This is a genomic window from Noviherbaspirillum album, assembly GCF_035916955.1.
In the GTDB taxonomy this organism is placed as follows: Bacteria; Pseudomonadota; Gammaproteobacteria; order Burkholderiales; family Burkholderiaceae_D; genus Noviherbaspirillum; species Noviherbaspirillum album.
On the sequence record NZ_JAWIIV010000012.1, the window covers coordinates 158,826 to 179,188 of the forward strand.

The following is a 20,363-nucleotide window of genomic DNA, read 5'->3' on the forward strand; positions in this document are numbered from 1 at the left end:
ACCCGGTGCGGCCGCATGCGCACCGTGGATCTTAGAACGAACACTTAAGGCTCCGACATGGCAAACACTATTCACGTAGACGTCGTCTCCGCCGAAGAAGAAATCTTCGCCGGCGAAGCCGAGTTCGTCGCGTTGCCGGGTGAAGCGGGCGAGCTGGGCATCTATCCCCAGCATACGCCGCTGATCACGCGCATTCGTCCGGGTGCGGTGCGCATCAAGGTGCCGGGCCAGAGCGAAGATGAATTTGTCTTCGTCGCTGGCGGCATTCTTGAAGTGCAGCCCAACAGCGTCACCGTGCTGGCCGATACGGCCATCCGCGGCGGCGACCTCGACGAAGCCAAGGCGGCAGAAGCGAAGAAATTGGCGGAAGAAGCATTGTCGAACAAGGACTCATCGATCGATTATGCAAAGGCTCAGGCCGAACTGGCCGCAGCCGTCGCGCAGCTGGCCGCAATCCAGAAGCTGCGCCAGAAGCGGTAATGCAGTACGGCAGCAGATGAAAAGGCAGCTTCGGCTGCCTTTTTCTTTTCCTGCTCGCGCCATGCGGCGAAGACGGATTGCCCTTACGGCACTTGGCCAAGATATGCCACTTCTCAAATGCCTGAAGCTTGGCGGCATGCTAGGCTCGAACGAGAGAACGGATCGGCAATTCCAGGTCCGGACCAATTCAGAAGCTGTTATGAGGCAACTCCAACAATCAAGGAAAAACGATGGCGAAAATCGATGATCTGCGCATTGGCAAAAACTTCAAGCTTGGCGACAACGCTGCCGGCGAAAAGCCGTTCAGCACCGGCGACAAGGCCAGGGACAAGGAGCAGACGGAGCAGATGGCAGAGCGCATCGCCGAACTGCAGAACGTCCTGTACGCCGAACGCCGGCGCAAGCTGCTGGTGATTCTCCAGGGCATGGATACCTCCGGCAAGGATGGCACGGTCAAGGGCGTGTTCGGGCGCATCGATCCGCTTGGAATACGTTCGTACGCGTTCAAGGCGCCCAGCGATGTCGAGAAGGAGCATGACTATCTCTGGCGCGTCCATCAGCAGGTGCCCGGGCAGGGCGAGCTGGTGATCTTCAACCGCAGCCACTATGAAGACGTGCTGGTGACGCGCGTGCATGGCTGGATCGATGACAAGGAATGGCGCCGTCGCTATGCGCAAATCCGAGACTTCGAAAGGATGCTGGCGGAAACCGGCACCACGATCCTGAAGTTTTTCCTGCATATCTCTAAAGACGAGCAAAAGGAAAGGCTGCAGGCGCGAATAGACAATCCGGAAAAGCACTGGAAGTTCGACGCCAAGGATATCGAGGAGCGCAAGCACTGGGACGACTACCAGCGCGCCTATGAAGATGCGATACGCGAAACCGATGCCGATCACGCTCCCTGGTACGTCGTCCCGGCCGATTCCAAGACGCACCGCAATCTTGCGATCGCCACCGTCGTGCAGGCGGCGATGGAGGGCATGCAGCTGGCGTATCCGCCGCCGAAGACCGAGTTGGCCAAGCTCAAGATCGACTAGCATGCGGCGCTTCCTGCCGGAACTGGTCGCGCTGACGATCCTGCCCTACCTGATTGCTCAGGGAAGGCGTACCCGGCGCCTGGCGTTGCGCCTGCCAGAGGCGTCCGGCCCTGCGGAAGGCCTTGCCGGGGCCGGACATGATGCCGAGCCGCTGTCGATGCTCTGCATCGGGGAATCGACCGTAGCGGGCGTCGGCGTCAGCAGTTATGAACAAGCCATCGGCAGCCGGTTCGCCTCGGCCCTGGCCGAGCGCCTGAAGCGCCCGGTGCGCTGGCGCGCATTCGGAAAGAACGGCGCGACGGTCGCCGATGCGCTGGAACAGTTACTGCCCTGCGTCCCGGAACGACATGTCGATCTCGTGCTGCTGGCCTTCGGCGTCAACGACACCACCTCGTTTCGCTCGGTCTCCCGCTGGGAAAGGGATGTTTCAGTCTTGCTGGACGTCGTGACCCGGCGCTGCACGCCGCACCAGATTCTGATGTCCGGCGTGCCGCCCATGGCCGCGCTGCCGGTCCTGCCGCAGCCGCTGCGCTATGTGATGGGTTTGAAAGCCCGTAGCCTCGACGTCTCCCTTCATCGCATCGCCGCAGCAAGCGACGCCATTCTCCATGTGCCGCTTGCACTGGATCTGCGCAATGCCGCCTTGCTGGCCTGCGACGGCTATCATCCCTCGGCGGCTGGCTATTCTGCCTGGGCCGAATTGCTGGCGGAGGCCGCACTCGCGCGTCTTCCTCCCTCCGGTTCGCCGACTAGGCTACCGAAGACCGGCGGAATGCCGGTACGATAGGATTCAAACACTATTGCGTTTAAGAATCCTATGAATTTTCTGATCAGTGCCGATTTCTGGGAGATGGCCAGCTTCATCGTGACGGCTTTAGGTTTGCCGTTCGCCATCTTTTTATTCCTGTACGAGCAGCGCAAGGAGCGCGACGCCGAGGATGAGGAGGCTTACCAACTGCTGCAGAATGCCTACAGCGATTTTCTGAAGATCGTGCTCGACAATCCCGACCTGCAGCTGCGCACCACCGCAAAGAGCAGCAACCTGACCGACGAACAGCGCGAACGCACGCTGATCATTTATGAAATGCTGATCGCCCTGTTCGAGCGCGCCTACATCGTTTCCTACGAAGAGGATCTGAGCGGCGTTGCGCTGCGTCGCTGGAATTCGTGGGACGACTACATGCGCGAATGGTGCCGGCGCGAGGATTTCTACTACCTGCTGCCTCAACTGCTGCGCGGCGAGGATCCCGATTTCGCAAACTACATCCGGCGCGTGGCCGACGAAGAGCACCAGGGCATCCTGGTTGCAAGATGACAAGGCAGGCAGGACGATGCCCGCTGCCCAAGAACACCAAGAACGCACCAGGAAATATGCACGGCAGAAGGCGGGGCATGCAGTCGAATCGTCCGGCATCGGCGATAATGGCGGATCACTGAAAGTCTTCCTATGCCATCCAATTTCGCCCCCCTAAAAAACGATACCTTTCTCAAAGCCCTGCTGCGCCAGCCCACCGAATATACGCCGCTGTGGCTGATGCGCCAGGCCGGACGCTATCTGCCCGAATACTGCGCCACCCGCAAGCGCGCCGGCTCCTTCCTCGGACTGGCAAAGAATCCGGACTATGCGACGGAAGTGACGCTGCAGCCGCTCGAGCGCTACCCGCTAGACGCCGCCATCCTGTTTTCCGACATCCTGACCGTGCCCGATGCCATGGGTCTCGGCCTCTACTTCGCGGAAGGGGAGGGTCCGAAGTTCGAGCGTCCCCTGCGCGATGAAAAAGCCGTCATGGCCCTGCAGACGCCGCAGGAAGGCTCCCTGCAGTATGTGTTCGACGCCGTCACCCAGATCCGCGGCGCATTGAACGGCCGGGTGCCGCTGATCGGTTTTTCCGGCAGCCCGTGGACGCTGGCCTGCTACATGGTCGAAGGCGGCGGCTCCGACGACTTCCGCACCGTCAAGACCATGCTGTACAACCGGCCCGACCTGATGCATCACATCCTCAGGACCAATGCCGCCGCTGTTGCCGCCTACCTGAATGCCCAGATCGAGGCCGGCGCCCAGGCCGTGATGATTTTCGATACCTGGGGCGGCGTGCTGGCCGACGGCATCTACCAGCAGTTCTCGCTGGCCTACATGCGCGAAGTGCTCGGCCAGCTCAAGCGCGAGCATGCCGGAGAAAAGATTCCCGCCATCGTGTTCACGAAAGGCGGAGGACTGTGGCTCGAACAGATCGCCGACAGTGGCGCCGATGCGGTGGGCCTGGATTGGACCGTCAACCTCGGCCAGGCGCGCGCGCGCGTCGGCCATAAAGTGGCGCTGCAGGGCAATCTGGATCCGAATGTCCTGTTTGCCGGCCCGGACCAGATCCGCACCGAAGTGGAAAAGCTGCTCAATTCCTATGGAACGCCCTCTGCGGGAAATGGCCATGTATTCAATCTTGGACATGGGATTTCGCAGTTTACGCCACCCGAATCGGTCACGGTCTTGGTCGAGGCTGTCCACAGTTTTAGCCGCAGGCAACGCGGGTAGAAAAAGCCTCTGCAAACGCCTGTGAATAACTATCACGGACGCAACACTTCCGGACGGAAACCAGCGTTTATTCACATTTTCCGCGCACCGGGACAGCATGCCGTCTGTTGCATTAATACACTGTTTCCTTCTGGTAGTGAAGATGTAAGTCATTGATTTAAAAGAGATCTATTTTTGCTTTTCAATAGGGCATTCTGTTGGAAACCGCATGAAATCAAGCTTTCCAAGCGCTTATAAATCGCTTTTCCACAAAGTTATCCACAGAATTTGTGGACAGTTGAAAAAGCACTTATGAAACCGGTATTTACAGCAGTTCCTTAAGAAAACCGTTAAATTTCCGCACGGCCATGCGAATTTGATGCGGCGCATAACGCGAGTCCATAAGGAAAGTGATTCCTGGCGGTGTCGGATTTGCGACGCGATGCTTAAGAGAAAAAACATTGACAAACATCGTCCGCCGCCATCACTTATTCACAAAATTGGACAGACCTTGGCTTTGTGCAGAGCAACAACATTTAATGGACAAAATAATTTCCTGATAAAAATCTCACTTTCCAAGTCTTTGAATTTAAAAGGAAAAAATTTTGCATTTCAGCTAGGCAATTTGTTGAAACCCGCGCCACGCCTGACGCGTTCCGCTGTCAAGCAGGAGTTCTCCACAAAGTTATCCACAGACTTTGTGGACATCGGAAAAAAGCCTTATGAATCGTAGTGTTAGCGCAATCTTTGAAGAATTACTTTAACTTCGTGACCGACGTTTTCATCACCGTTGCGCTTGACACTCCGCTGGACACCTGTTTCGACTACCGGTGGCTGGAAGATGGCAGCCAGCCGCGGAACAAGCCGCAGGTCGGCCAGCTCGCATTGGTACCGTTCGGCCGGCGCGAAGCCGCGGGCATCATCGTCGAGGTGAAAGGGGAATCGGATGTCCCCGCCGACAAGATCAAGAACGCCATCGCGATTCGCGAACAGCTTCCGCCGCTTTCCGCGCGTTGGCTGGAATTGTGCCGCTTCGCCGCGGACTACTACCAGCGGCCGCTCGGGGAAGTCGCGATTCCGGCCTTGCCGAAGAACCTGCGCGGCGAAAAATCCGTATCGCTCGACCGCGCGCTGAAAAAACTGGCCAGGCTCGACCATGCGCATGATCCCGCGCCGGCCGATGCGCCGCGCCTCAACGACGGACAGCAGCAGGCGGTCGATGCGATCGCCGCCGCCGAAGGCTTCGCGCCCACCCTGCTGTACGGGGTAACCGGCAGCGGCAAGACCGAGGTGTATCTGCAGGCGGCCTCGCGCGTGCTGGCGGCGGCCGAACAGCAGGGCACCCAGGCGCAGATACTCATCCTGATCCCGGAAATCAATCTCACGCCCCAGCTCGAAGGTAATGTGCGCTCGCGCTTTCCCGGTGTACCCGTGGCCACGCTGCATAGCGGCCTGGCCGAAGGCGAACGCCTGACCAACTGGCTGGCCGCGCACCTCGGCCATGCCCGCATCGTGCTCGGCACGCGGCTGGCGATCATGGCGTCATTGCCGCACCTGAAACTGATCATCATCGACGAGGAACACGACGCCTCGTACAAGCAGCAGGAAGGACTGCGCTATTCGGCGCGCGACCTGGCCGTCTGGCGCGCGCGCCAGTTGTCGATTCCCATCGTGCTCGGCTCTGCCACGCCGTCGCTGGAAACCTGGCACCACGCGCAGTCGGGACGTTACCGGCAGCTGGAGCTGCGCGAGCGGGCATCGCAGTCGGCGGTGCTGCCCAAGGTGAGGCTGATCGACATGGAACGCGACAAGCCGGGGGAGGGCCTGACCTCGACGCTGGTCGGCGCCCTCAAGCTGCGGCTGGAACGCGGCGAGCAATCGCTGCTGTTTCTCAACCGGCGCGGCTATGCTCCGGTGCTGGCCTGCGATGCCTGCGGCTGGATCGGAAACTGCCCGCGCTGCACCGCCTTCATGGTGCTGCACAAGCCGGAACACCGGATGCGCTGCCACCATTGCAGCCTGGAGCTGCGCATTCCGCGTTCCTGCCCGACCTGCGGCAACATCGACCTGCAGCCGCTGGGACGCGGGACGCAGCGGGTGGAGGAAGGCTTGCAGCGGGTCTTCCCGCAGGCGCGCATCATGCGCATCGACGCCGACTCCACGCGGCTCAAGGGCAGCGCGCAGGCGGCCTTCGACAGCGTGCACCGCGGCGACGTCGACATCCTGATCGGCACCCAGATGGTGGCCAAGGGCCACGACTTTCGCAACCTCACGCTGGTGGGCGTGCTCAATCCCGACACCGCGCTGTTCTCGCACGATTACCGCGCCAGCGAGCGTCTGTTCGCGCAGCTGATGCAGGTGGCCGGACGCGCCGGGCGCGCCGGACAGAAGGAGGGCGGCAATGCCAGCGAAGTGCTGATCCAGACCCGCTACCCGACGCATCCGCTGTACGGCGCGGTGATGGCGCACGACTACGACCGCTTCGCCAGCGACCTGCTCGAGGAACGGCGCCAGGCCGGCGTGCCGCCCTTCATGTACCAGGCGCTGCTGCGCGCCGAGGCCAGGGAATTGCAGACGGCGCTCGATTTCCTGCAGCATGCCGCGCAATGCACCGAACATGAAGGCATCATCATCAACGATCCGATTCCGATGACGGTCACCCGCGTCTCCAACGTCGATCGCGCCCAGCTGCTGGCCGAGTCGCCGTCGCGCCCCGCGCTGCAAGCCTTCCTCAAGGCCTGGATGGCGCAGCTCAGAGCAACAAAAACCCGCGCCCGGTGGTCGCTGGAAGTCGATCCGGTGGATATCTGAGCGAACCGGGCATCGACATGTCACGCAATATCGAAATCAAGGCGCGCGTTCTCCATCCGGAGGAGCTGGAAGCGCGCGCGGCGGCCATCGCCGACCAGGGCCCGTTCTTCATCACGCAGGACGACACCTTCTTCGCCTGCCCGAACGGCCGCCTGAAACTGCGCGTTTTTTCCGCCGATGAAGGACAGCTGATCTATTACCGTCGCGCCGACACCGCCGGGCCGAAAGAGTCGTACTACCTGATCACGCCCACGGCGGCGCCGGACCAGCTGCGAGCCACCCTGAGCGAGGCCTGTGGACAGATCGGACGCGTCATCAAGCAGCGCACGCTCTACCTGGCCGGCGCCACCCGCATTCATCTCGACCGCGTCGAAGGCCTGGGCGATTTCATGGAACTGGAAGTGGTGCTGGGCGAAGGGCAGGCGGCGGAGCAGGGCATGGCGGTCGCGCATGACTTGATGGGACGGCTCGGCATCACCGCCGATCAACTGGTGCACGGGGCCTATCTCGATCTGCTGCGGTCCGGCTGATCTGCGGCGGACGTGGCACAATCGGCAAGCCACATCGCCTCGCCTTGCCCCGCCATCGAATTCAGACCCCAGGAGGAACCCCGTCCCATGATCATCGTCCATCACCTCAATAATTCCCGGTCCCAGCGCGTGCTCTGGCTGCTCGAGGAACTCGGACTGGAATACGAGATCAAGCGCTACCAGCGCGACCCCAAGACCATGCTGGCGCCGGATGCGCTGCGCCAGGTTCATCCCCTGGGAAAATCGCCGGTGATCACCGACGACGGCCTGACGATCGCCGAGTCCGGCGCCATCGTCGAATACCTGATCGACCGCTACGGCCACGGCCGGTTTGCTCCTCCGCGCGGCGGCGAGGACCGGCTGCGCTATACCTACTTCCTGCACTATGCGGAAGGTTCGGCGATGCCGCCGCTGCTGCTCAAGCTGGTGTTCGACCGCATCGAGCACGGTCCCATGCCGTTTTTCGTGAAGCCGATTGCCCGTGCCATTGCCGGCCGTGCCAAAAGCAGTTTCATCCAACCCCAGATCACCCGTCACCTCGATTTCCTGGAAGCCGAACTGGCCCAGCGCACCTGGTTCGCCGGCGAGGAATTCAGCGCCGCCGACATCCAGATGAGCTTCCCGCTGGAAGCTGCGGCCGCCCGCGCCGGGCTCGATGCCTCGCGCCCGAAACTAATGGGTTTCCTGCAGCGCATCCATGAGCGGCCCGCCTACCGGCGCGCGCTGGAACGCGGCGGTGAATATGCATTGCTGAGCTGAGCGCACTGCCAGGCAGGGCATTCCCCCGCGGCAAGCTCCCGCAGGTGGGCACGCGTCCTGCATCAAGTCGAGAAACTTCATCCCGAGCGTCGCGTCGAACGCTCACAGTTTCCTTCTTGACAGCAACCGCATGGCTTTACAACAGCGCTCCGAACCCGCCGCTTCCCCGCCCGGCCTCCGCATCCTGCAGCCGGGACGCAATTGCTGGCGCATCGAGCGCGCCCATCGCTTCAGCATGCTGGTCGACGCCCAACCGTATTTCCGCGCGGTACGCGCAGCCATCCGCAACGCGCGCCACAGCGTCTTCATTCTGAGCTGGGATATCGACAGCCGCATGCGCCTGGTCCCGGAAGGCGCCAATGACGGCTATCCGGAGCCGCTCGGTGAATTCCTGCATCAGGTGGTGGCCGGGCGGCCCAGCCTGCGCATCTACGTGCTCAACTGGGATTTCGCCATGCTGTACGCGCTGGAGCGGGAATGGTTGCCGGTCTACAAGCTCGACTGGCGCACCCATCGCCGGCTGGCCTTCCGCATGGATGCCAAGCATCCTATCGGCGGCTCGCATCACCAGAAGATCGTCGTGGTCGACGACCGCCTGGCCTTCGTCGGAGGCCTCGACCTGACCCGCAGTCGCTGGGATACCTCGGAACACGCCTGCCACGCGCCCTTGCGCTGCGACAGCGACGGCAAGCCGCATGCCCCTTTTCACGATGTGCAGGCCATGGTCGATGGCGATGCCGCGCGCTCGCTCGGGGAACTTGCGCGCACGCGCTGGCAGCTTGCCTGCAACGAAACGCCGGTGGTGGTCTGCCAGTCCGACCATGACCCCTGGCCGGCGCACGTCAAGCCAGACCTGACCGACATTGACATTGCCATCTCCCGCACCGAGCCGGAATTCGAGGGCAGGGCGGGCGTGCATGAAGTCAGGCAGCTGCATCTGGATGCGATTGCCGCCGCGCGCCGGCACCTGTTCTTCGAAAACCAATACTTCACTTCAGGCACCATCGCCGATGCACTGGCGCAGCGGTTGCAGGAGCCGCAAGGGCCGGAGGTGCTCATTGTTACCCCGCAGACGCAAAGCGGCTGGCTGGAACAGGCCACCATGGGCGTGCTGCGCGCCCGTGCCCACAAGCGGCTGAAGGCGTCCGACCGGTTCGACCGCTACCGCATGGTCTGCCCGCATATTCCTGGGCTGGCGCCGCAGTGCCTGAACGTGCACAGCAAGGTGTTCGCGGTCGACGATGACCTGTTTTCGATCGGCTCGGCCAATCTCAGCAGCCGTTCCATGGCCACCGACACCGAATGCAACATCGCCATCGAGGCCAACGGCGACCCGATCATTCAGCGCGCCATCGCACGCCTGCGCAGCCGCCTGCTCGGCGAGCATCTCGATACGGCCCCGGAGCGGGTGGAGGCGGAGATGGCCAGGAGCGGCAGCCTGCATGCCACGGTGGCGGCGCTGCGGACCGATGGCCGCAGCCTGCGGGAAATGAATCCCGAGACCACGCCCGAGCTCGATGCCCTGATCCCCGAGCAAGCCATCTTCGATCCGGAAAAACCGATCGATCCGGATGAACTGGTCACCGAATTCCTGCCCAATGAAGCCCGCAAGCCGGTGCCTCGCCGCCTGGCTAGCATCGGCCTGTTCGCCATCGGGCTCGCCTTGCTCGCCGTGGCCTGGCGCTGGACGCCGCTGCGCGAATGGGTCAACCTGGATTCGCTGGTGGCCTTTGCGCGCAACCTTGACGAACTGCCGTTCACCCCGCTTGCCGTGGTCGCGAGTTACGTGGTGGCGGGCCTGGCGATGGTGCCGGTGATGTTGCTGATCGCCGTGACCGGTATCGTCTTCGGGCCGGTTGCCGGTTCGCTGTATGCGATCTCGGGCGCGCTGCTGAGCGCCACGGTAAGCTACGGCATCGGCGCATGGCTCGGCCGGCAGACCGTGCAGAAAGTGCTGGGGCCGCGCATCAACCGCCTGAGCAAGCGCCTGGCCCGGCGCGGCATCGTCGCCGTCGTCGTCATCCGCATGCTGCCGGTGGCGCCCTTTACGGTCGTCAATTTGGTTGCGGGCGCCTCGCACATCCGCCTGCGCGACTACCTGATAGGAACCCTGCTCGGCATGCTGCCCGGCATTGCGATGACGGTGACCTTCGTCCATCACCTTGCGGAAGCCGTGCGCAACCCCAGCCCGAGCACCGTCGCCGTCCTCATCGGCGTGGCGCTGTCGCTGATCGCCGTTGCGCTCGGGCTGCAGAAACTGCTAACCCGAAGAGAGGAACGACCCGCCTGATGAATGACATGAGCGCAAGCGCCCCGCGCCTAACGACCGCGGTGCCCGATACCGATCCCTGGCCATTGACGGTCTGTACCTACAACATCCATGGCGCGGTCGGCTGCGACCGGCGTTTCGCTCCCGACCGCGTTGCGAACGTGCTGCGCGAGATCAATGCCGACATCATCGCCCTGCAGGAAGTGCCGCTCGGCGGCGGCAAGTCGCCGAACGTGCTTAAGGAATTGCAGCAGGCCACCGGGTTCACCGCCATCGAAGGGCCGGCCTGCGACACGCCGCAGCGGCGCTTCGGCAACGCGGTGCTCAGCCGCTATCCGGTCGTGTCGGTACGCAACGTCGATCTGTCGTTCGGCAGCCACGAGCCGCGCGCCGCGCTCGATGCCGACATCAACTGCCACGGCCACATGCTGCGCGTGGTGGCCACCCATCTAGGCTTGCGCATCCCGGAGCGCCGCGACCAGGTGCGGCGCCTGCTGCAGGTATTCGATACCGAGGAAATGCCGGTGATCCTGATGGGCGACCTGAATGAATGGTTCGTCTGGGGACAGTCGCTGCGCTGGCTGGTATCGCATTTCGAAGCGGTGCCGGCGCCTCGCACCTTTCCGTCGCGGCGTCCGCTGTTCGCGCTCGACCGCATCTGGATCCGTCCGCGGCACAGGCTGGTGCATGTCGAAGTGCATGCCACGCCGCTGGCCCGGATCGCATCGGACCATCTGCCGCTGATCGCGCACATCGATGGCTAGCAGGTATTCCTGCCAGCCATCCTCGTCGCCGGCGTATTGTCAGGCGCGCTGGTTGGGGCCGCTGGGGCGGGATTGCTCCGGCGCGTAGTCGATCAGCTGCGGCAGCGATACCGGATCGAAATCGACCCAGTCGCCGTTTTCCATCGTACCCTGCGCCTGTTCGATATCCATCGCGCCCAGCGAGCGCAGCACGTTGACCGCGCGGTCGTGGTATTCGTCATCCTGCGGCACGGCTACCGCGACCATCATGCCCGACTGGCGCACCGGCACGGGATTGCGGGGCGCGCTGCCTTCCTCGTGCATTTCGTCCTGGTCCTTCATCGACGACATGCTGCCCACCAGGCCGCCGATATGCGCGCCGACCAAGCTGCCTGTCACGGCACCGACCGGTCCGAGCACCGGCGTGGCCGCGGCGCCGACCACGGCACCGGTGGCCGCGCCGGCGGCGACGCCCTTGCCAGATTGCTTGGCGCCGGGCGATATGTTTTCATCGCCGCCGATCGGATAGGCGCCGTGCTGTCCGGCAGGATTGCAGAAAAAGTAGCAGAGCTGTTCGCGATCGAATCCTGCGCGCAATAATTCCTCCACTGCGTAAGTGGCCTCCGACTGCTCTTGAAATCGGCCTGCGATAATAGTAGTCATGGCTGGCTCCTTGATGGGTTTTCATGAATATGAGTAAGAGAGCAAGCCTTGCTAATAGTTTCGGCAAGCCTTTCCTGATCAAAAGATGAAGACTGCGCCCCCGCGCTGTAAATTTTGCCGCGCGGCCGGTAAAAACCGCGTATCTCGCCGTATTGCGGCCAAAATTTACCCGTCCTTCTCCATTGCGCATGTGCGCCGGCGCGTTGCCGTGGCCAGTCGATCGCCTCCGGCCCGCTCCTTGCATTCATTCCCTTTTTCCCCGACTGAGAATGGATGAGACTCATGGCACACTTTCCGGACAATGCCGGCGCACCTGTCTCGAGCAGGCAGCTGGCCAATGCACGGGTCGTCGACATTGCCGGCACGCCGGCGACCATTACTTCCCTGCAGCAGGACGGCGACGAGATGCAGGCCTGGATCAGATTGTCCGACGGCATGCAGGTACTGGTGCCGGTCAGCCTGCTCGCGGTCCAGGCCGACGGCAGCTACCGCCTGCCGTTCCAGTTCCGTCCCGCACCGGCCGAGGCTTCCCAGGCTTCCCAGGTTGCCGCGGACGGGACCTCTTACGACGCGGTCCAGAGCACGCAGATGCGCTTTCCGGTGATGGAGGAGGAACTGCAGGTGGACAAGCAGCTTGTCGACACCGGCCGCGGCGTCCGCCTTCACAAGACTGTCTCCGAGCATGTGGAACGGATCGAGCAGCGTCTGATGCATGACGAGCTCGTGGTCGAGCATGTGCCGCTGGGGCGCGTGGTCAGCGGCGAAGCGCCGCAGACCCGGTACGAGGGCGATACGCTGGTGGTCCCGGTGCTGGAAGAAGTGCTGGTGGTGCAGAAGCAGCTGGTGCTCAAGGAGGAAGTGCGCATCACCCGGCAGCAGCGGCCCATCGATGCGTCGCAGGAAGTGCGCCTGCGTTCCGAACAGGTCCGGGTCGAGCGTTTCGACGAGGGCGCGCCGCAGCCGCCATCCGGACGTCCGCATTGAACATGACATGCGGCGGGCAGGCATGGCTTATGCCTGCAGCTGTCTGCTCAAGTCGTGCTTCCCGGAGCATTTACCGGGCAATCCTGTTTATTGGAGAGACTGATCATGGAAAATACCGTAGTAGGCGTGTATGACAGTTATGCCCAGGCGCAGAATGCAATGAATGAATTGCTCTCCGCCGGCTTTTCCCGTTCGGATGTGCAACTCAGCCCGGATGCCGACGGCATGACCGCCGGCAGCAGCGACGGCACAGGCTCGTCTGCAGGCAGCGGAGGCGGATCCTCCATCGGCAACTTCTTCCGTTCCCTGTTCGGCATGGAAGACCATCACGAACATCACGACATCTATTCCGAAGCCGTGCGCCGCGGCAGCTGCGTGCTGAGCGTCAATGCCGCCAGCGACGAGCAGCGCGACCGCGCCACCGAAATCATGAACCGCTTCGATCCGGTTGACATCGACGAGCGCTCTTCCCACTGGAGGAGCCAGGGCTGGAGCCGCTACGACGAAAGCGCGCCGATGTACACCGACAGCGAGATCGAGAAGGACAGGGCGATGTATGGCCAGTCGCGCGCGCCATCGATCGGCGACGCGATGAGCGACATGAGCGCATCGGATTCGGTATCGACTTCCCGCACCGACTGGAGCTCGGATGCCACGCCGGCTGGCGCAACGGGTATGACGGGAATGACCGGCATGTCCGGTGCCGCCCAATCCGGCTCGTCGATGCAGCGCGACGCCGGCGCGACCGATCGCACCCTGACCGGCAGCCAGACCGATGGCACCCGCATCCCGGTGGTCGAGGAAGAGCTGCAGGTCGGCAAGCGCGAAGTGCAGCGCGGCGGCGTGCGCGTATATCAGCGCGTGCGCGAAACGCCGGTCAATGAGTCGGTGCAGCTGCGCGAAGAGCATGTCAGGGTGGAGCGCCATCCGGTCGACCAGCCGGCCAGCGCGGCTGATATCGACGCCATCAGGGAAGGCGCGATGGAGCTGCGTGAAACGGCCGAGGAAGCCGTGGTGTCGAAGACCGCGCGCGTGGTCGAGGAAGTCGTGGTCGGCAAGGAAGCCACCGAGCGCACCGAGCAGATCAACGACACCGTGCGCCGTACCGATGTCGAAGTGGAGCAGCTCGGAACGCACGCCGGGGCGCGGTCCGACATGATGTCCGACTATCGCGACACCGGCATGACCGCCGACGATTCGGACTACCGCACCCACTGGCAGACTGCCTACGGCCAGTCCGGCAGCCGGTACGAAGACTACGATGCCGCCTATCGCTATGGCTCGACCATGGCCGGCAGCGAACATTATCGGAGCGGCCGCTGGGAAGATGTCGAGCCCGGCATGCGCAGGGAATGGGAAACCAATCATCCCGAAAGCGCTTGGGATAAGGTGAAGGATGCGGTGCGCTACGGCGCCGAGCGCGTATCCGGTCGCGGCCAGCGCTGATCGGCATCGCCAAGCACTTCGTGCATGCGGCCGGATGATTCCGGCCGCATGGCCGACGCCGGCGCCTGATTTCCGCAACTTATCCCAGCTCGCCCTTTTCAGCCATTTCACGGATGGTGCGGATGGTATCGATGTCCGATTCGGTATAGGCCGACTTGCGGAAGTCGTTGTACATGGCTTCCGCACTGTCCTGCGCTTCGTCGGCGCCGTCGTCGTATTCGAAGCGCACGAAGAAGATGTTCGGTTCCGGTTCCTCGATGGTCATCGTCAGCGTCGATTCCGGGATCTCGTTCTGCGCCGGCACGTGGTACACCACCTGTTCCTGCGGCAGGAAAGTCACGCGGTCGTGCACCACCAGCGTGCCGTAATGCAGTTCGCGCGATATCGACAGCGACGACTTTTCAAGGATGTTGCACTTGTCCAGGTAAGGCACGAAGACCTTCGGCGTTTCCGCCCGCAAGACCAGTCCGCGCCAGAGTTGCTCGCGCGACAAGGTGTCCAGCAGCGGATTGAGGGGATCGTTGATTTCGATGAGGTGGGAAAATTTCATGATGTACGGCACGCAAGGGCAATCGCTCAGTGTAATGTCTTTGTAATGCCTTGGTAATGCCTTTGCGCTTCGAAGCCGCGCCTGCAGCGCAAGTTCAGAAAAATTGCGCCCACTCCTCGATCCAGCCCGGTACCGCATCGCGCTCCATCGGCTTGGCAATGTAATAACCCTGCGCATAAGTGCAGCCCAGGTCGCGCAGCAGGTCCCAGTCTTCGCGCGTTTCCACGCCGACCGCGACCGAATTGCGGCGCAGCTTGCGCGCCAGGTCCAGGCAGGAGCTGAGCGCGATATGCATTTGCCCGTTCTGCGACGCGCCCGCCACGAAGGAACGGTCGATCTTGAGGTCGAGAAAGGGAATGCGCAGCAATTGCTGCAAGTTCGAGTGCGCGGTGCCGTAGTCGTCGATCGATAGGCCGAAGCCTTTCATGCGCAGGCGGGCAATGTTTTCCAGGCAGATCGGCACGTCCGTCATCGCCATCAGCTCGGTGATCTCGAAGGTGATGTATTGCGCTTCGATGCGGTGCTGCCCGATATGGGCGAGTATCTTTTCGGCCAGTCCGGGCTCGGCCAGCGAGGTCACCGACAGGTTGATCGACACCCCCAGCATCAGGCCGAGATCATGCCAGCTGCGGCAGGCCGCGACTGAGCGCTCGATCACCAGCCAGGTCAGCGATTCCATGTGGCCGCTCGCCTCGAGTGTGGGAATGAACGCCGGCGGCGTCAGCAGCCCGTACTGCGGATGGCGCCAGCGCACGAAGGCCTCGACCGCCTTGACCTTGCCGCTGGCCAGTTCCACCTTGGGCTGGAAAAAAGGCTCGAATTCATCCGCCGAGATGCCGCGCTGGATTTCCGCCAGCGTGAACGTGGGCAGGGTGCTGCGCACCTTGCCTTTCGGCGGCCGCGGGCGGTACTGGTCGATCAATTGCTGCAGCACTTCGGGTGTGGCCGGTTTTTCAAAGGTGCCCAGCAAATGGACGCCGTAGGCCTTGGACATGGTTTCCACCGAAAACAGCAGGGCCGAGCCCAGGGCGCTGGTGAGAACGATGGCGGTGCGGTGTTCCAGGTTGGCAAGATGCCGGACCAGCTCGATGCCGTCCATCTCCGGCATGTTCAGGTCGATGAAGCTGATATCGACCGGTTCATCGGAGCGCAGCATGTCGAGCGCAATGCGCCCGTTTTCCGCCTCGGCCACATGGCAGGCGCCCAGCTTGGTCAGCATGACCTTTAACCAATGGCGCTGAAAATTGTCATCTTCCGCGATCAGGAAGCGCAGGTCGGCGATGGAAACGGGACGTTCAGGGTTCATGGCTTTCGGTCCTGCGAATGAGGGGCGGGATCATTGCAACGAGGAAATTATGCCGCAGCTTGCCGGCCTCGGGCGAGCTTTTGGCGCCGACTACACAGCATTATTTGCATTCCAAGGTTTATTGCATGCCGGAACGTCCCATAAACGCGGGATTGCTGCCGCCGCAGCCTTTCGCTATAACCTCAGGCGTTGTCGGATAGGCATTTTTCTCATGAAAACACTCTATGAATTGCTCGGCGTGCGCCGCCAGGCCAGCCATATCGAAATCGAACTCGGCTACCGCCGCCATCTAAACCGGCACTTGCTCGGCCTCGGCATGCAGCCGTTGAGCCGGCGGGCCAAGCAAAAGCTGCAGGCGGTGCGCCAGGCTTACCTGGTGCTGTCTTCGCCGGGACGCCGCCAGGCTTACGATCTCGATCTGACGCAGCGCGAGCAGCGGCGCGACCGCATGCTCGATATCGGCGGGGCCATCATTGCCGTGTCGGCGCTGGTGATCGGCATGGGGCTGATTGTCGCCAGCCCGTATTTTCCGGCCTGGCCCGACTTCTCGGCAGACATCTCGCAGCAGATCGGGCAGGTCTTCGGCACCGATGCCGCGCGCCCCACGGCTTCGCCTGCTTCGGTTTCCAGTTCATCCCCTGTCTCCACTCCCGCGCAACCGCATCTGGCTTCCGCCAGATAGAACTTTCAGGGGCACCGGTCGCAATGCGGCGTGCAACGGCGGCGGCGATGCGTCACAATGAGCGCTCCTTGGAGGAGCCCGCCATGCACGCACATGTTTTCGCCTCGCCCGAATCCTCGTTCCGGGCCACGCCCGCGCCGAATGGCCGGCCACGGCTAAGCCCGGGCCGCTGGCTCGCCCGTATCGGCCGAGTGCTATGCCTGGCCGGGATGGGCGCCATTGCGCAGGCCGAAGAACGATTGCCGATCTTCGATGCGCACATGCATTACAACGTCGAGGCGAGGTCCCTCCTGTCGCCGAAGCAGGTGGTCGAGTTGTGGCGCAAGACCGGCATCCGCGGCGTGCTCGCGACCAGCCGGCCGAACGACGGCACGCTCGACCTGATGGCGCAGAAGGCGCCTGACATCCAGATCGTTCCCTTTCTGCGACCCTATCGGGTACAGCCCGACCGCCATGACTGGTTCAGCAGCTCGGGCGTGGCCGAGTACGTGGAAAAGGAACTGCAGCGCGGCATTTACCGCGGCATCGGCGAATTCCATATCTTCGGCAAGGATGCCGATGCTCCCTACATGGCGAAGATCGCCCGTCTGGCGAAGGAACGCGGCCTGTGGCTGCATGCGCATTCGGACGAGGACGCGGTCGAGCGCATCCTGCGCCATGCGCCCGGCGTCAAGCTGATCTGGGCGCACACCGGCATGAGCACGCCGCTCGACAAGGTCGAGCAGATGTTCGAGCAGTATCCGAACATCGTCGGCGAACTATCGTATCGCGGCGACCTGGAACAGGACGGCACGCTCAATCCGCGCTGGAAGCAGCTGTTCATGAAATATCCGAACCGTTTCGTGGTCGGCACCGATACCTGGGTCACGCCGCGTTGGGGCGAGGTGGAAAACCTGGCCGCGTTTTACCGGCGCATGCTCAGCGCGCTGCCGCGCGACGTGGCGGAACGGGTCGCTTATCGCAACGGCATGGAGATCTTCGGGCTGCAGTGAATTTGCGGTCGATGTGCGCATCCGAGGCGGCAAGCTTGCCGGTTTGACCATGAACCGCGAATGTCCGACCGGCGAGCCGTAGCGAAGCCGCAACGCACGCGCAAGACGCGGGCTGCGCTGCGATGCGCTGCTACAATGGGCCGCTTTGGTTTTCGGTCTTGCGCATGTCACATCCCTCCTCTCCCGGTATGCATGGAATGAATCCGCCGCAGCGCGAAGCGGTGAAATACATGGATGGCCCATGCCTCGTGCTGGCCGGCGCCGGCTCCGGCAAGACGCGCGTGATCACGCAGAAGATCGCGCACCTGATCGAGGATTGCGGCTACGAGGCGCGCAACATCGCCGCCGTCACCTTCACCAACAAGGCGGCGCTGGAAATGCAGGAGCGCATCGCCAAGCTGCTCAAGGAACCGAAGGAAGCCAAGCAGCTCACCGTCTGTACCTTCCATTCGCTCGGCGTGCAGATCCTGCGGCGCGAGGCCAAGGAGCTGGGCCTGAAGGACCGCTTCTCGATCATGGACAGCGACGACTGCTTCTCGCTGGTGCAGGACCTGGCGATCACCACCGACAAGCAAGTGGTGCGCCGCATCCAGAACATGATGTCGCTGTGGAAGAACGGCCTGGTCGATCCCGACGCTGCGCTGCGCCAGGCCGTCACCGAAGACGAAGCGCAGGCCGCGCGCATCTACCGCAATTACGTCGCCACCCTGTCCTCCTACCAGGCGGTGGATTTCGACGACCTGATCCGCCTGCCGGTCGAACTGTTCCGCAGCAATGAAGCGGTGCGCGACCGCTGGCAGCGCAAGCTGCGCTACCTGCTGGTCGACGAGTACCAGGACACCAACACCTGCCAGTACGAACTGGTCAAGCTGCTGGTCACCGGCATCGGCAAGAAGCCGATGTTCACAGCCGTCGGCGACGACGACCAGGCGATCTATGCATGGCGCGGCGCCACCATCGAAAATCTCAAGCAGCTGCAGGTCGATTTCCCCGACCTGAAGGTGATCAAGCTCGAGCAGAACTACCGCTCCAGCACCCGCATCCTGCAGGCGGCCAACGCGGTCATCTCCAACAATCCCAAGCTGTTCGAAAAGCAGCTGTGGTCCGAGCATGGCCTGGGCGACCCGGTCAAGGTGCTGGCGATGCAGGACGACGAGCAGGAAGCCGAGCAGATCGCGATCATGATCTCGGCGCACAAGTTCGAGCGGCGCGCAAAATTTTCCGACTATGCGGTGCTCTACCGCGGCAACCACCAGGCGCGCGTGATCGAGCAGGCGCTGCGCAAGGAGCGCATTCCCTACACCATCTCCGGCGGCCAGAGCTTTTTCGACCGTGCCGAGATCAAGGACATTGTCAGTTACCTGCGCCTGGTCGCCAACGGCGATGACGATCCGGCCTTCATCCGCGCGGTCACCACGCCCAAGCGCGGCGTCGGCCAGTCGACGCTGGAAGCGCTCGGCGCCTTCGCCGGACAATGGCAGTGCTCGCTGTTCGAAGCGGTGTTCAAGGGCGGCATCGAATCCAAGCTGGCCGACCGCCAGCTCAACCCGCTGCGCGAGTTCTGCAACTTCATCAACGGGCTGGAAGCGCGCGCATCCAAGCGCGGCGAGAACGCGGCCGAGCTGCTCGACGAGATGATGAAGGAGATCAATTACGAAGCCTATCTCTACGATACCTTCGACGACCGCCAGGCGCAGTCGAAGTGGCAGAACGTGCTCGACTTCACCACCTGGCTCAAGGAAAAAGGCACCGGCGGGCGCGACGGCACCGATGAGGAAAAGAGCCTCCTCGAATTGACGCAGATGGTGGCGCTGATGACCATGCTCGAAGGCCGGGACCAGGAGCCCGATGCGGTGCGCATGTCGACCCTGCATGCATCGAAGGGACTGGAGTTCCCCCATGTGTTCCTGGTGGGCGTGGAAGAAGGCATCCTGCCGCACAAGGGCGATCCGGATGCGCCGGCCGAGCTGCTCGCCGCCCGCATCGAGGAAGAGCGGCGGCTGATGTATGTCGGCATTACGCGCGCGCAGCGCAGCCTGCACATCACCTGGTGCAAGAAGCGCAAGCGCGCCCGGGAAAGTATCAATTGCGACGTCTCCCGCTTCATCAAGGAGATGAAGCTCGATGAGGGCGATGCCGTGCCCAAGGAAGAGGAAAAGCTGTCGCCGCAGGACCGGCTGGCCAACCTCAAGGCCTTGCTGAACCGGCCGAAGGTGGCCTGAGCGCATCCTGGCGGGAGGGGACGGTGCTTGCCGTCCCGAACGCTGCCGTCTTCCGGATTGCAAGCATGTCATCAACCGGTCATCTGACGACGGCAGAATCCGGGCTGCCTGCTCCGTGCACCGGCATTGAGGATGCCTGCCAAAGAAGCTTCAACGCATGTACTCATGCCAATAAACGCTTGAAGCCATCCTCTTGCCCTTGCAGCAGTTCCGCGCAAAACGGACCCGGACGCCTTTCGAGTGCGGCGGAGGCCGGCACGAGCAGGCATGCAGCCAATCCTATTGATCAACCAGGGAAACCAACAATGAAAAAATCGCTCATCGCACTGGCAGTGCTCGGCGCTGTCGCCGGCGCCGCATCCGCGCAAACCAATGTGACC

The 20,363-nt window shown here is 62.7% G+C and carries 20 protein-coding genes; 16 read left to right on the forward strand and 4 right to left on the reverse strand.

The features are described 5' to 3' along the window. The first annotated feature begins 57 nt into the window (after nt 1-57). The 10 genes from RY831_RS16080 to RY831_RS16125 all read left to right on the forward strand — a co-directional run bounded on the left by RY831_RS16080 (nt 58) and on the right by RY831_RS16125 (nt 11,159). Entirely contained in the window at nt 58-480 is a 423-nt protein-coding gene (locus RY831_RS16080) for a F0F1 ATP synthase subunit epsilon (protein WP_326507383.1), read from the forward strand. Nucleotides 481-710: 230 nt separating this feature from the next. Next, a complete protein-coding gene (locus RY831_RS16085) occupies nt 711-1,517 on the forward strand; it encodes a polyphosphate kinase 2 family protein (protein ID WP_326507384.1) in 807 nt (268 codons plus the stop codon). A gap of 1 nt (nt 1,518) precedes the next feature. Then, complete coding sequence (locus tag RY831_RS16090) at nt 1,519-2,304, forward strand: SGNH/GDSL hydrolase family protein (protein WP_326507385.1); 786 nt, start codon at nt 1,519-1,521, stop codon at nt 2,302-2,304. Between the two features lie 30 nt (nt 2,305-2,334). Beyond that, nucleotides 2,335-2,832, forward strand: coding sequence for a hypothetical protein (locus RY831_RS16095; RefSeq protein WP_326507386.1), 498 nt, complete (start codon nt 2,335-2,337; stop codon nt 2,830-2,832). 132 nt (nt 2,833-2,964) lie between these two features. After that, the gene (gene hemE / locus RY831_RS16100) at nt 2,965-4,047 is read left to right on the forward strand and encodes a uroporphyrinogen decarboxylase (protein ID WP_326507387.1); all 1,083 of its coding nucleotides are present in this window, start codon (nt 2,965-2,967) and stop codon (nt 4,045-4,047) included. 747 nt (nt 4,048-4,794) lie between these two features. Further along, the gene (locus tag RY831_RS16105; protein ID WP_326507388.1) at nt 4,795-6,837 is read left to right on the forward strand and encodes a primosomal protein N'; all 2,043 of its coding nucleotides are present in this window, start codon (nt 4,795-4,797) and stop codon (nt 6,835-6,837) included. A 17-nt stretch (nt 6,838-6,854) separates the two neighbouring features. After that, complete coding sequence (locus RY831_RS16110; protein ID WP_326507389.1) at nt 6,855-7,367, forward strand: class IV adenylate cyclase; 513 nt, start codon at nt 6,855-6,857, stop codon at nt 7,365-7,367. 87 nt (nt 7,368-7,454) lie between these two features. Next, nucleotides 7,455-8,126, forward strand: coding sequence for a glutathione S-transferase (locus RY831_RS16115; RefSeq protein ID WP_326507390.1), 672 nt, complete (start codon nt 7,455-7,457; stop codon nt 8,124-8,126). A 130-nt stretch (nt 8,127-8,256) separates the two neighbouring features. Further along, nucleotides 8,257-10,416 carry a VTT domain-containing protein gene (locus RY831_RS16120; RefSeq protein WP_326507391.1) on the forward strand — a complete coding sequence of 720 codons (2,160 nt, stop codon included), beginning with the start codon at nt 8,257-8,259 and terminating at the stop codon, nt 10,414-10,416. Then, complete coding sequence (locus tag RY831_RS16125; protein WP_437126278.1) at nt 10,416-11,159, forward strand: endonuclease/exonuclease/phosphatase family protein; 744 nt, start codon at nt 10,416-10,418, stop codon at nt 11,157-11,159. Before RY831_RS16120 ends, RY831_RS16125 begins: the two co-directional genes overlap by 1 nt. A 39-nt stretch (nt 11,160-11,198) precedes the next feature. On the opposite strand, the gene RY831_RS16130 is transcribed toward RY831_RS16125, so the two are convergent. Further along, entirely contained in the window at nt 11,199-11,801 is a 603-nt protein-coding gene (locus RY831_RS16130) for a glycine zipper domain-containing protein (protein ID WP_326507392.1), read from the reverse strand. Beyond that, on the reverse strand, nt 11,798-12,085 hold the full coding sequence (locus RY831_RS16135; protein WP_326507393.1) for a hypothetical protein: 288 nt from the start codon (nt 12,083-12,085) through the stop codon (nt 11,798-11,800). The genes RY831_RS16130 and RY831_RS16135 overlap by 4 nt, the downstream gene beginning before the upstream one ends. Here RY831_RS16135 and RY831_RS16140 point away from each other — a divergent pair. Continuing rightward, nucleotides 12,084-12,785 (forward strand): YsnF/AvaK domain-containing protein, encoded by a 702-nt coding sequence (locus tag RY831_RS16140; RefSeq protein ID WP_326507394.1) that lies wholly within the window; start codon nt 12,084-12,086, stop codon nt 12,783-12,785. The two genes, RY831_RS16135 and RY831_RS16140, sit on opposite strands and share 2 nt — an antisense overlap. Before the next feature lie 105 nt (nt 12,786-12,890). Continuing rightward, entirely contained in the window at nt 12,891-14,231 is a 1,341-nt protein-coding gene (locus RY831_RS16145) for a DUF2382 domain-containing protein (RefSeq protein WP_326507395.1), read from the forward strand. A gap of 79 nt (nt 14,232-14,310) precedes the next feature. Here the strand turns inward: RY831_RS16145 and RY831_RS16150 are convergent, their stop codons facing one another. Next, the gene (locus tag RY831_RS16150) at nt 14,311-14,781 is read right to left on the reverse strand and encodes an SRPBCC family protein (RefSeq protein ID WP_326507396.1); all 471 of its coding nucleotides are present in this window, start codon (nt 14,779-14,781) and stop codon (nt 14,311-14,313) included. A gap of 94 nt (nt 14,782-14,875) precedes the next feature. Further along, entirely contained in the window at nt 14,876-16,087 is a 1,212-nt protein-coding gene (locus tag RY831_RS16155; protein ID WP_326507397.1) for an EAL domain-containing response regulator, read from the reverse strand. Nucleotides 16,088-16,298: 211 nt separating this feature from the next. Between RY831_RS16155 and RY831_RS16160 the strand changes: the two genes are divergently transcribed. From RY831_RS16160 to RY831_RS16175, 4 genes are all read left to right on the forward strand, one after another. Further along, on the forward strand, nt 16,299-16,769 hold the full coding sequence (locus tag RY831_RS16160; RefSeq protein WP_326507398.1) for a J domain-containing protein: 471 nt from the start codon (nt 16,299-16,301) through the stop codon (nt 16,767-16,769). Nucleotides 16,770-16,852: 83 nt separating this feature from the next. Further along, the gene (locus RY831_RS16165) at nt 16,853-17,761 is read left to right on the forward strand and encodes an amidohydrolase family protein (protein ID WP_326507399.1); all 909 of its coding nucleotides are present in this window, start codon (nt 16,853-16,855) and stop codon (nt 17,759-17,761) included. 164 nt (nt 17,762-17,925) lie between these two features. Further along, on the forward strand, nt 17,926-19,983 hold the full coding sequence (locus tag RY831_RS16170) for a UvrD-helicase domain-containing protein (protein ID WP_326507400.1): 2,058 nt from the start codon (nt 17,926-17,928) through the stop codon (nt 19,981-19,983). A gap of 65 nt (nt 19,984-20,048) precedes the next feature. Beyond that, on the forward strand, nt 20,049-20,363 hold a 315-nt coding region (locus RY831_RS16175), incomplete at its 3' end, for a hypothetical protein (protein ID WP_326507401.1).

What these genes read in the sequence shown, in the direction of transcription:
- RY831_RS16110 (WP_326507389.1), top strand. Translation starts at nt 6,855, where the DNA reads ATGTCACGCAATATCGAAATCAAGGCGCGCGTTCTCCATCCGGAGGAG.
- RY831_RS16080 (WP_326507383.1), top strand. Translation starts at nt 58, where the DNA reads ATGGCAAACACTATTCACGTAGACGTCGTCTCCGCCGAAGAAGAAATC.
- RY831_RS16165 (WP_326507399.1), top strand. Translation starts at nt 16,853, where the DNA reads ATGCACGCACATGTTTTCGCCTCGCCCGAATCCTCGTTCCGGGCCACG.
- RY831_RS16095 (WP_326507386.1), top strand. Translation starts at nt 2,335, where the DNA reads ATGAATTTTCTGATCAGTGCCGATTTCTGGGAGATGGCCAGCTTCATC.
- RY831_RS16170 (WP_326507400.1), top strand. Translation starts at nt 17,926, where the DNA reads ATGTCACATCCCTCCTCTCCCGGTATGCATGGAATGAATCCGCCGCAG.
- RY831_RS16115 (WP_326507390.1), top strand. Translation starts at nt 7,455, where the DNA reads ATGATCATCGTCCATCACCTCAATAATTCCCGGTCCCAGCGCGTGCTC.
- RY831_RS16090 (WP_326507385.1), top strand. Translation starts at nt 1,519, where the DNA reads ATGCGGCGCTTCCTGCCGGAACTGGTCGCGCTGACGATCCTGCCCTAC.
- RY831_RS16120 (WP_326507391.1), top strand. Translation starts at nt 8,257, where the DNA reads ATGGCTTTACAACAGCGCTCCGAACCCGCCGCTTCCCCGCCCGGCCTC.
- hemE (WP_326507387.1), top strand. Translation starts at nt 2,965, where the DNA reads ATGCCATCCAATTTCGCCCCCCTAAAAAACGATACCTTTCTCAAAGCC.
- RY831_RS16140 (WP_326507394.1), top strand. Translation starts at nt 12,084, where the DNA reads ATGGCACACTTTCCGGACAATGCCGGCGCACCTGTCTCGAGCAGGCAG.
- RY831_RS16155 (WP_326507397.1), bottom strand. Translation starts at nt 16,087, where the DNA reads ATGAACCCTGAACGTCCCGTTTCCATCGCCGACCTGCGCTTCCTGATC.
- RY831_RS16150 (WP_326507396.1), bottom strand. Translation starts at nt 14,781, where the DNA reads ATGAAATTTTCCCACCTCATCGAAATCAACGATCCCCTCAATCCGCTG.
- RY831_RS16125 (WP_437126278.1), top strand. Translation starts at nt 10,416, where the DNA reads ATGAATGACATGAGCGCAAGCGCCCCGCGCCTAACGACCGCGGTGCCC.
- RY831_RS16085 (WP_326507384.1), top strand. Translation starts at nt 711, where the DNA reads ATGGCGAAAATCGATGATCTGCGCATTGGCAAAAACTTCAAGCTTGGC.
- RY831_RS16130 (WP_326507392.1), bottom strand. Translation starts at nt 11,801, where the DNA reads ATGACTACTATTATCGCAGGCCGATTTCAAGAGCAGTCGGAGGCCACT.
- RY831_RS16160 (WP_326507398.1), top strand. Translation starts at nt 16,299, where the DNA reads ATGAAAACACTCTATGAATTGCTCGGCGTGCGCCGCCAGGCCAGCCAT.
- RY831_RS16135 (WP_326507393.1), bottom strand. Translation starts at nt 12,085, where the DNA reads ATGAGTCTCATCCATTCTCAGTCGGGGAAAAAGGGAATGAATGCAAGG.
- RY831_RS16145 (WP_326507395.1), top strand. Translation starts at nt 12,891, where the DNA reads ATGGAAAATACCGTAGTAGGCGTGTATGACAGTTATGCCCAGGCGCAG.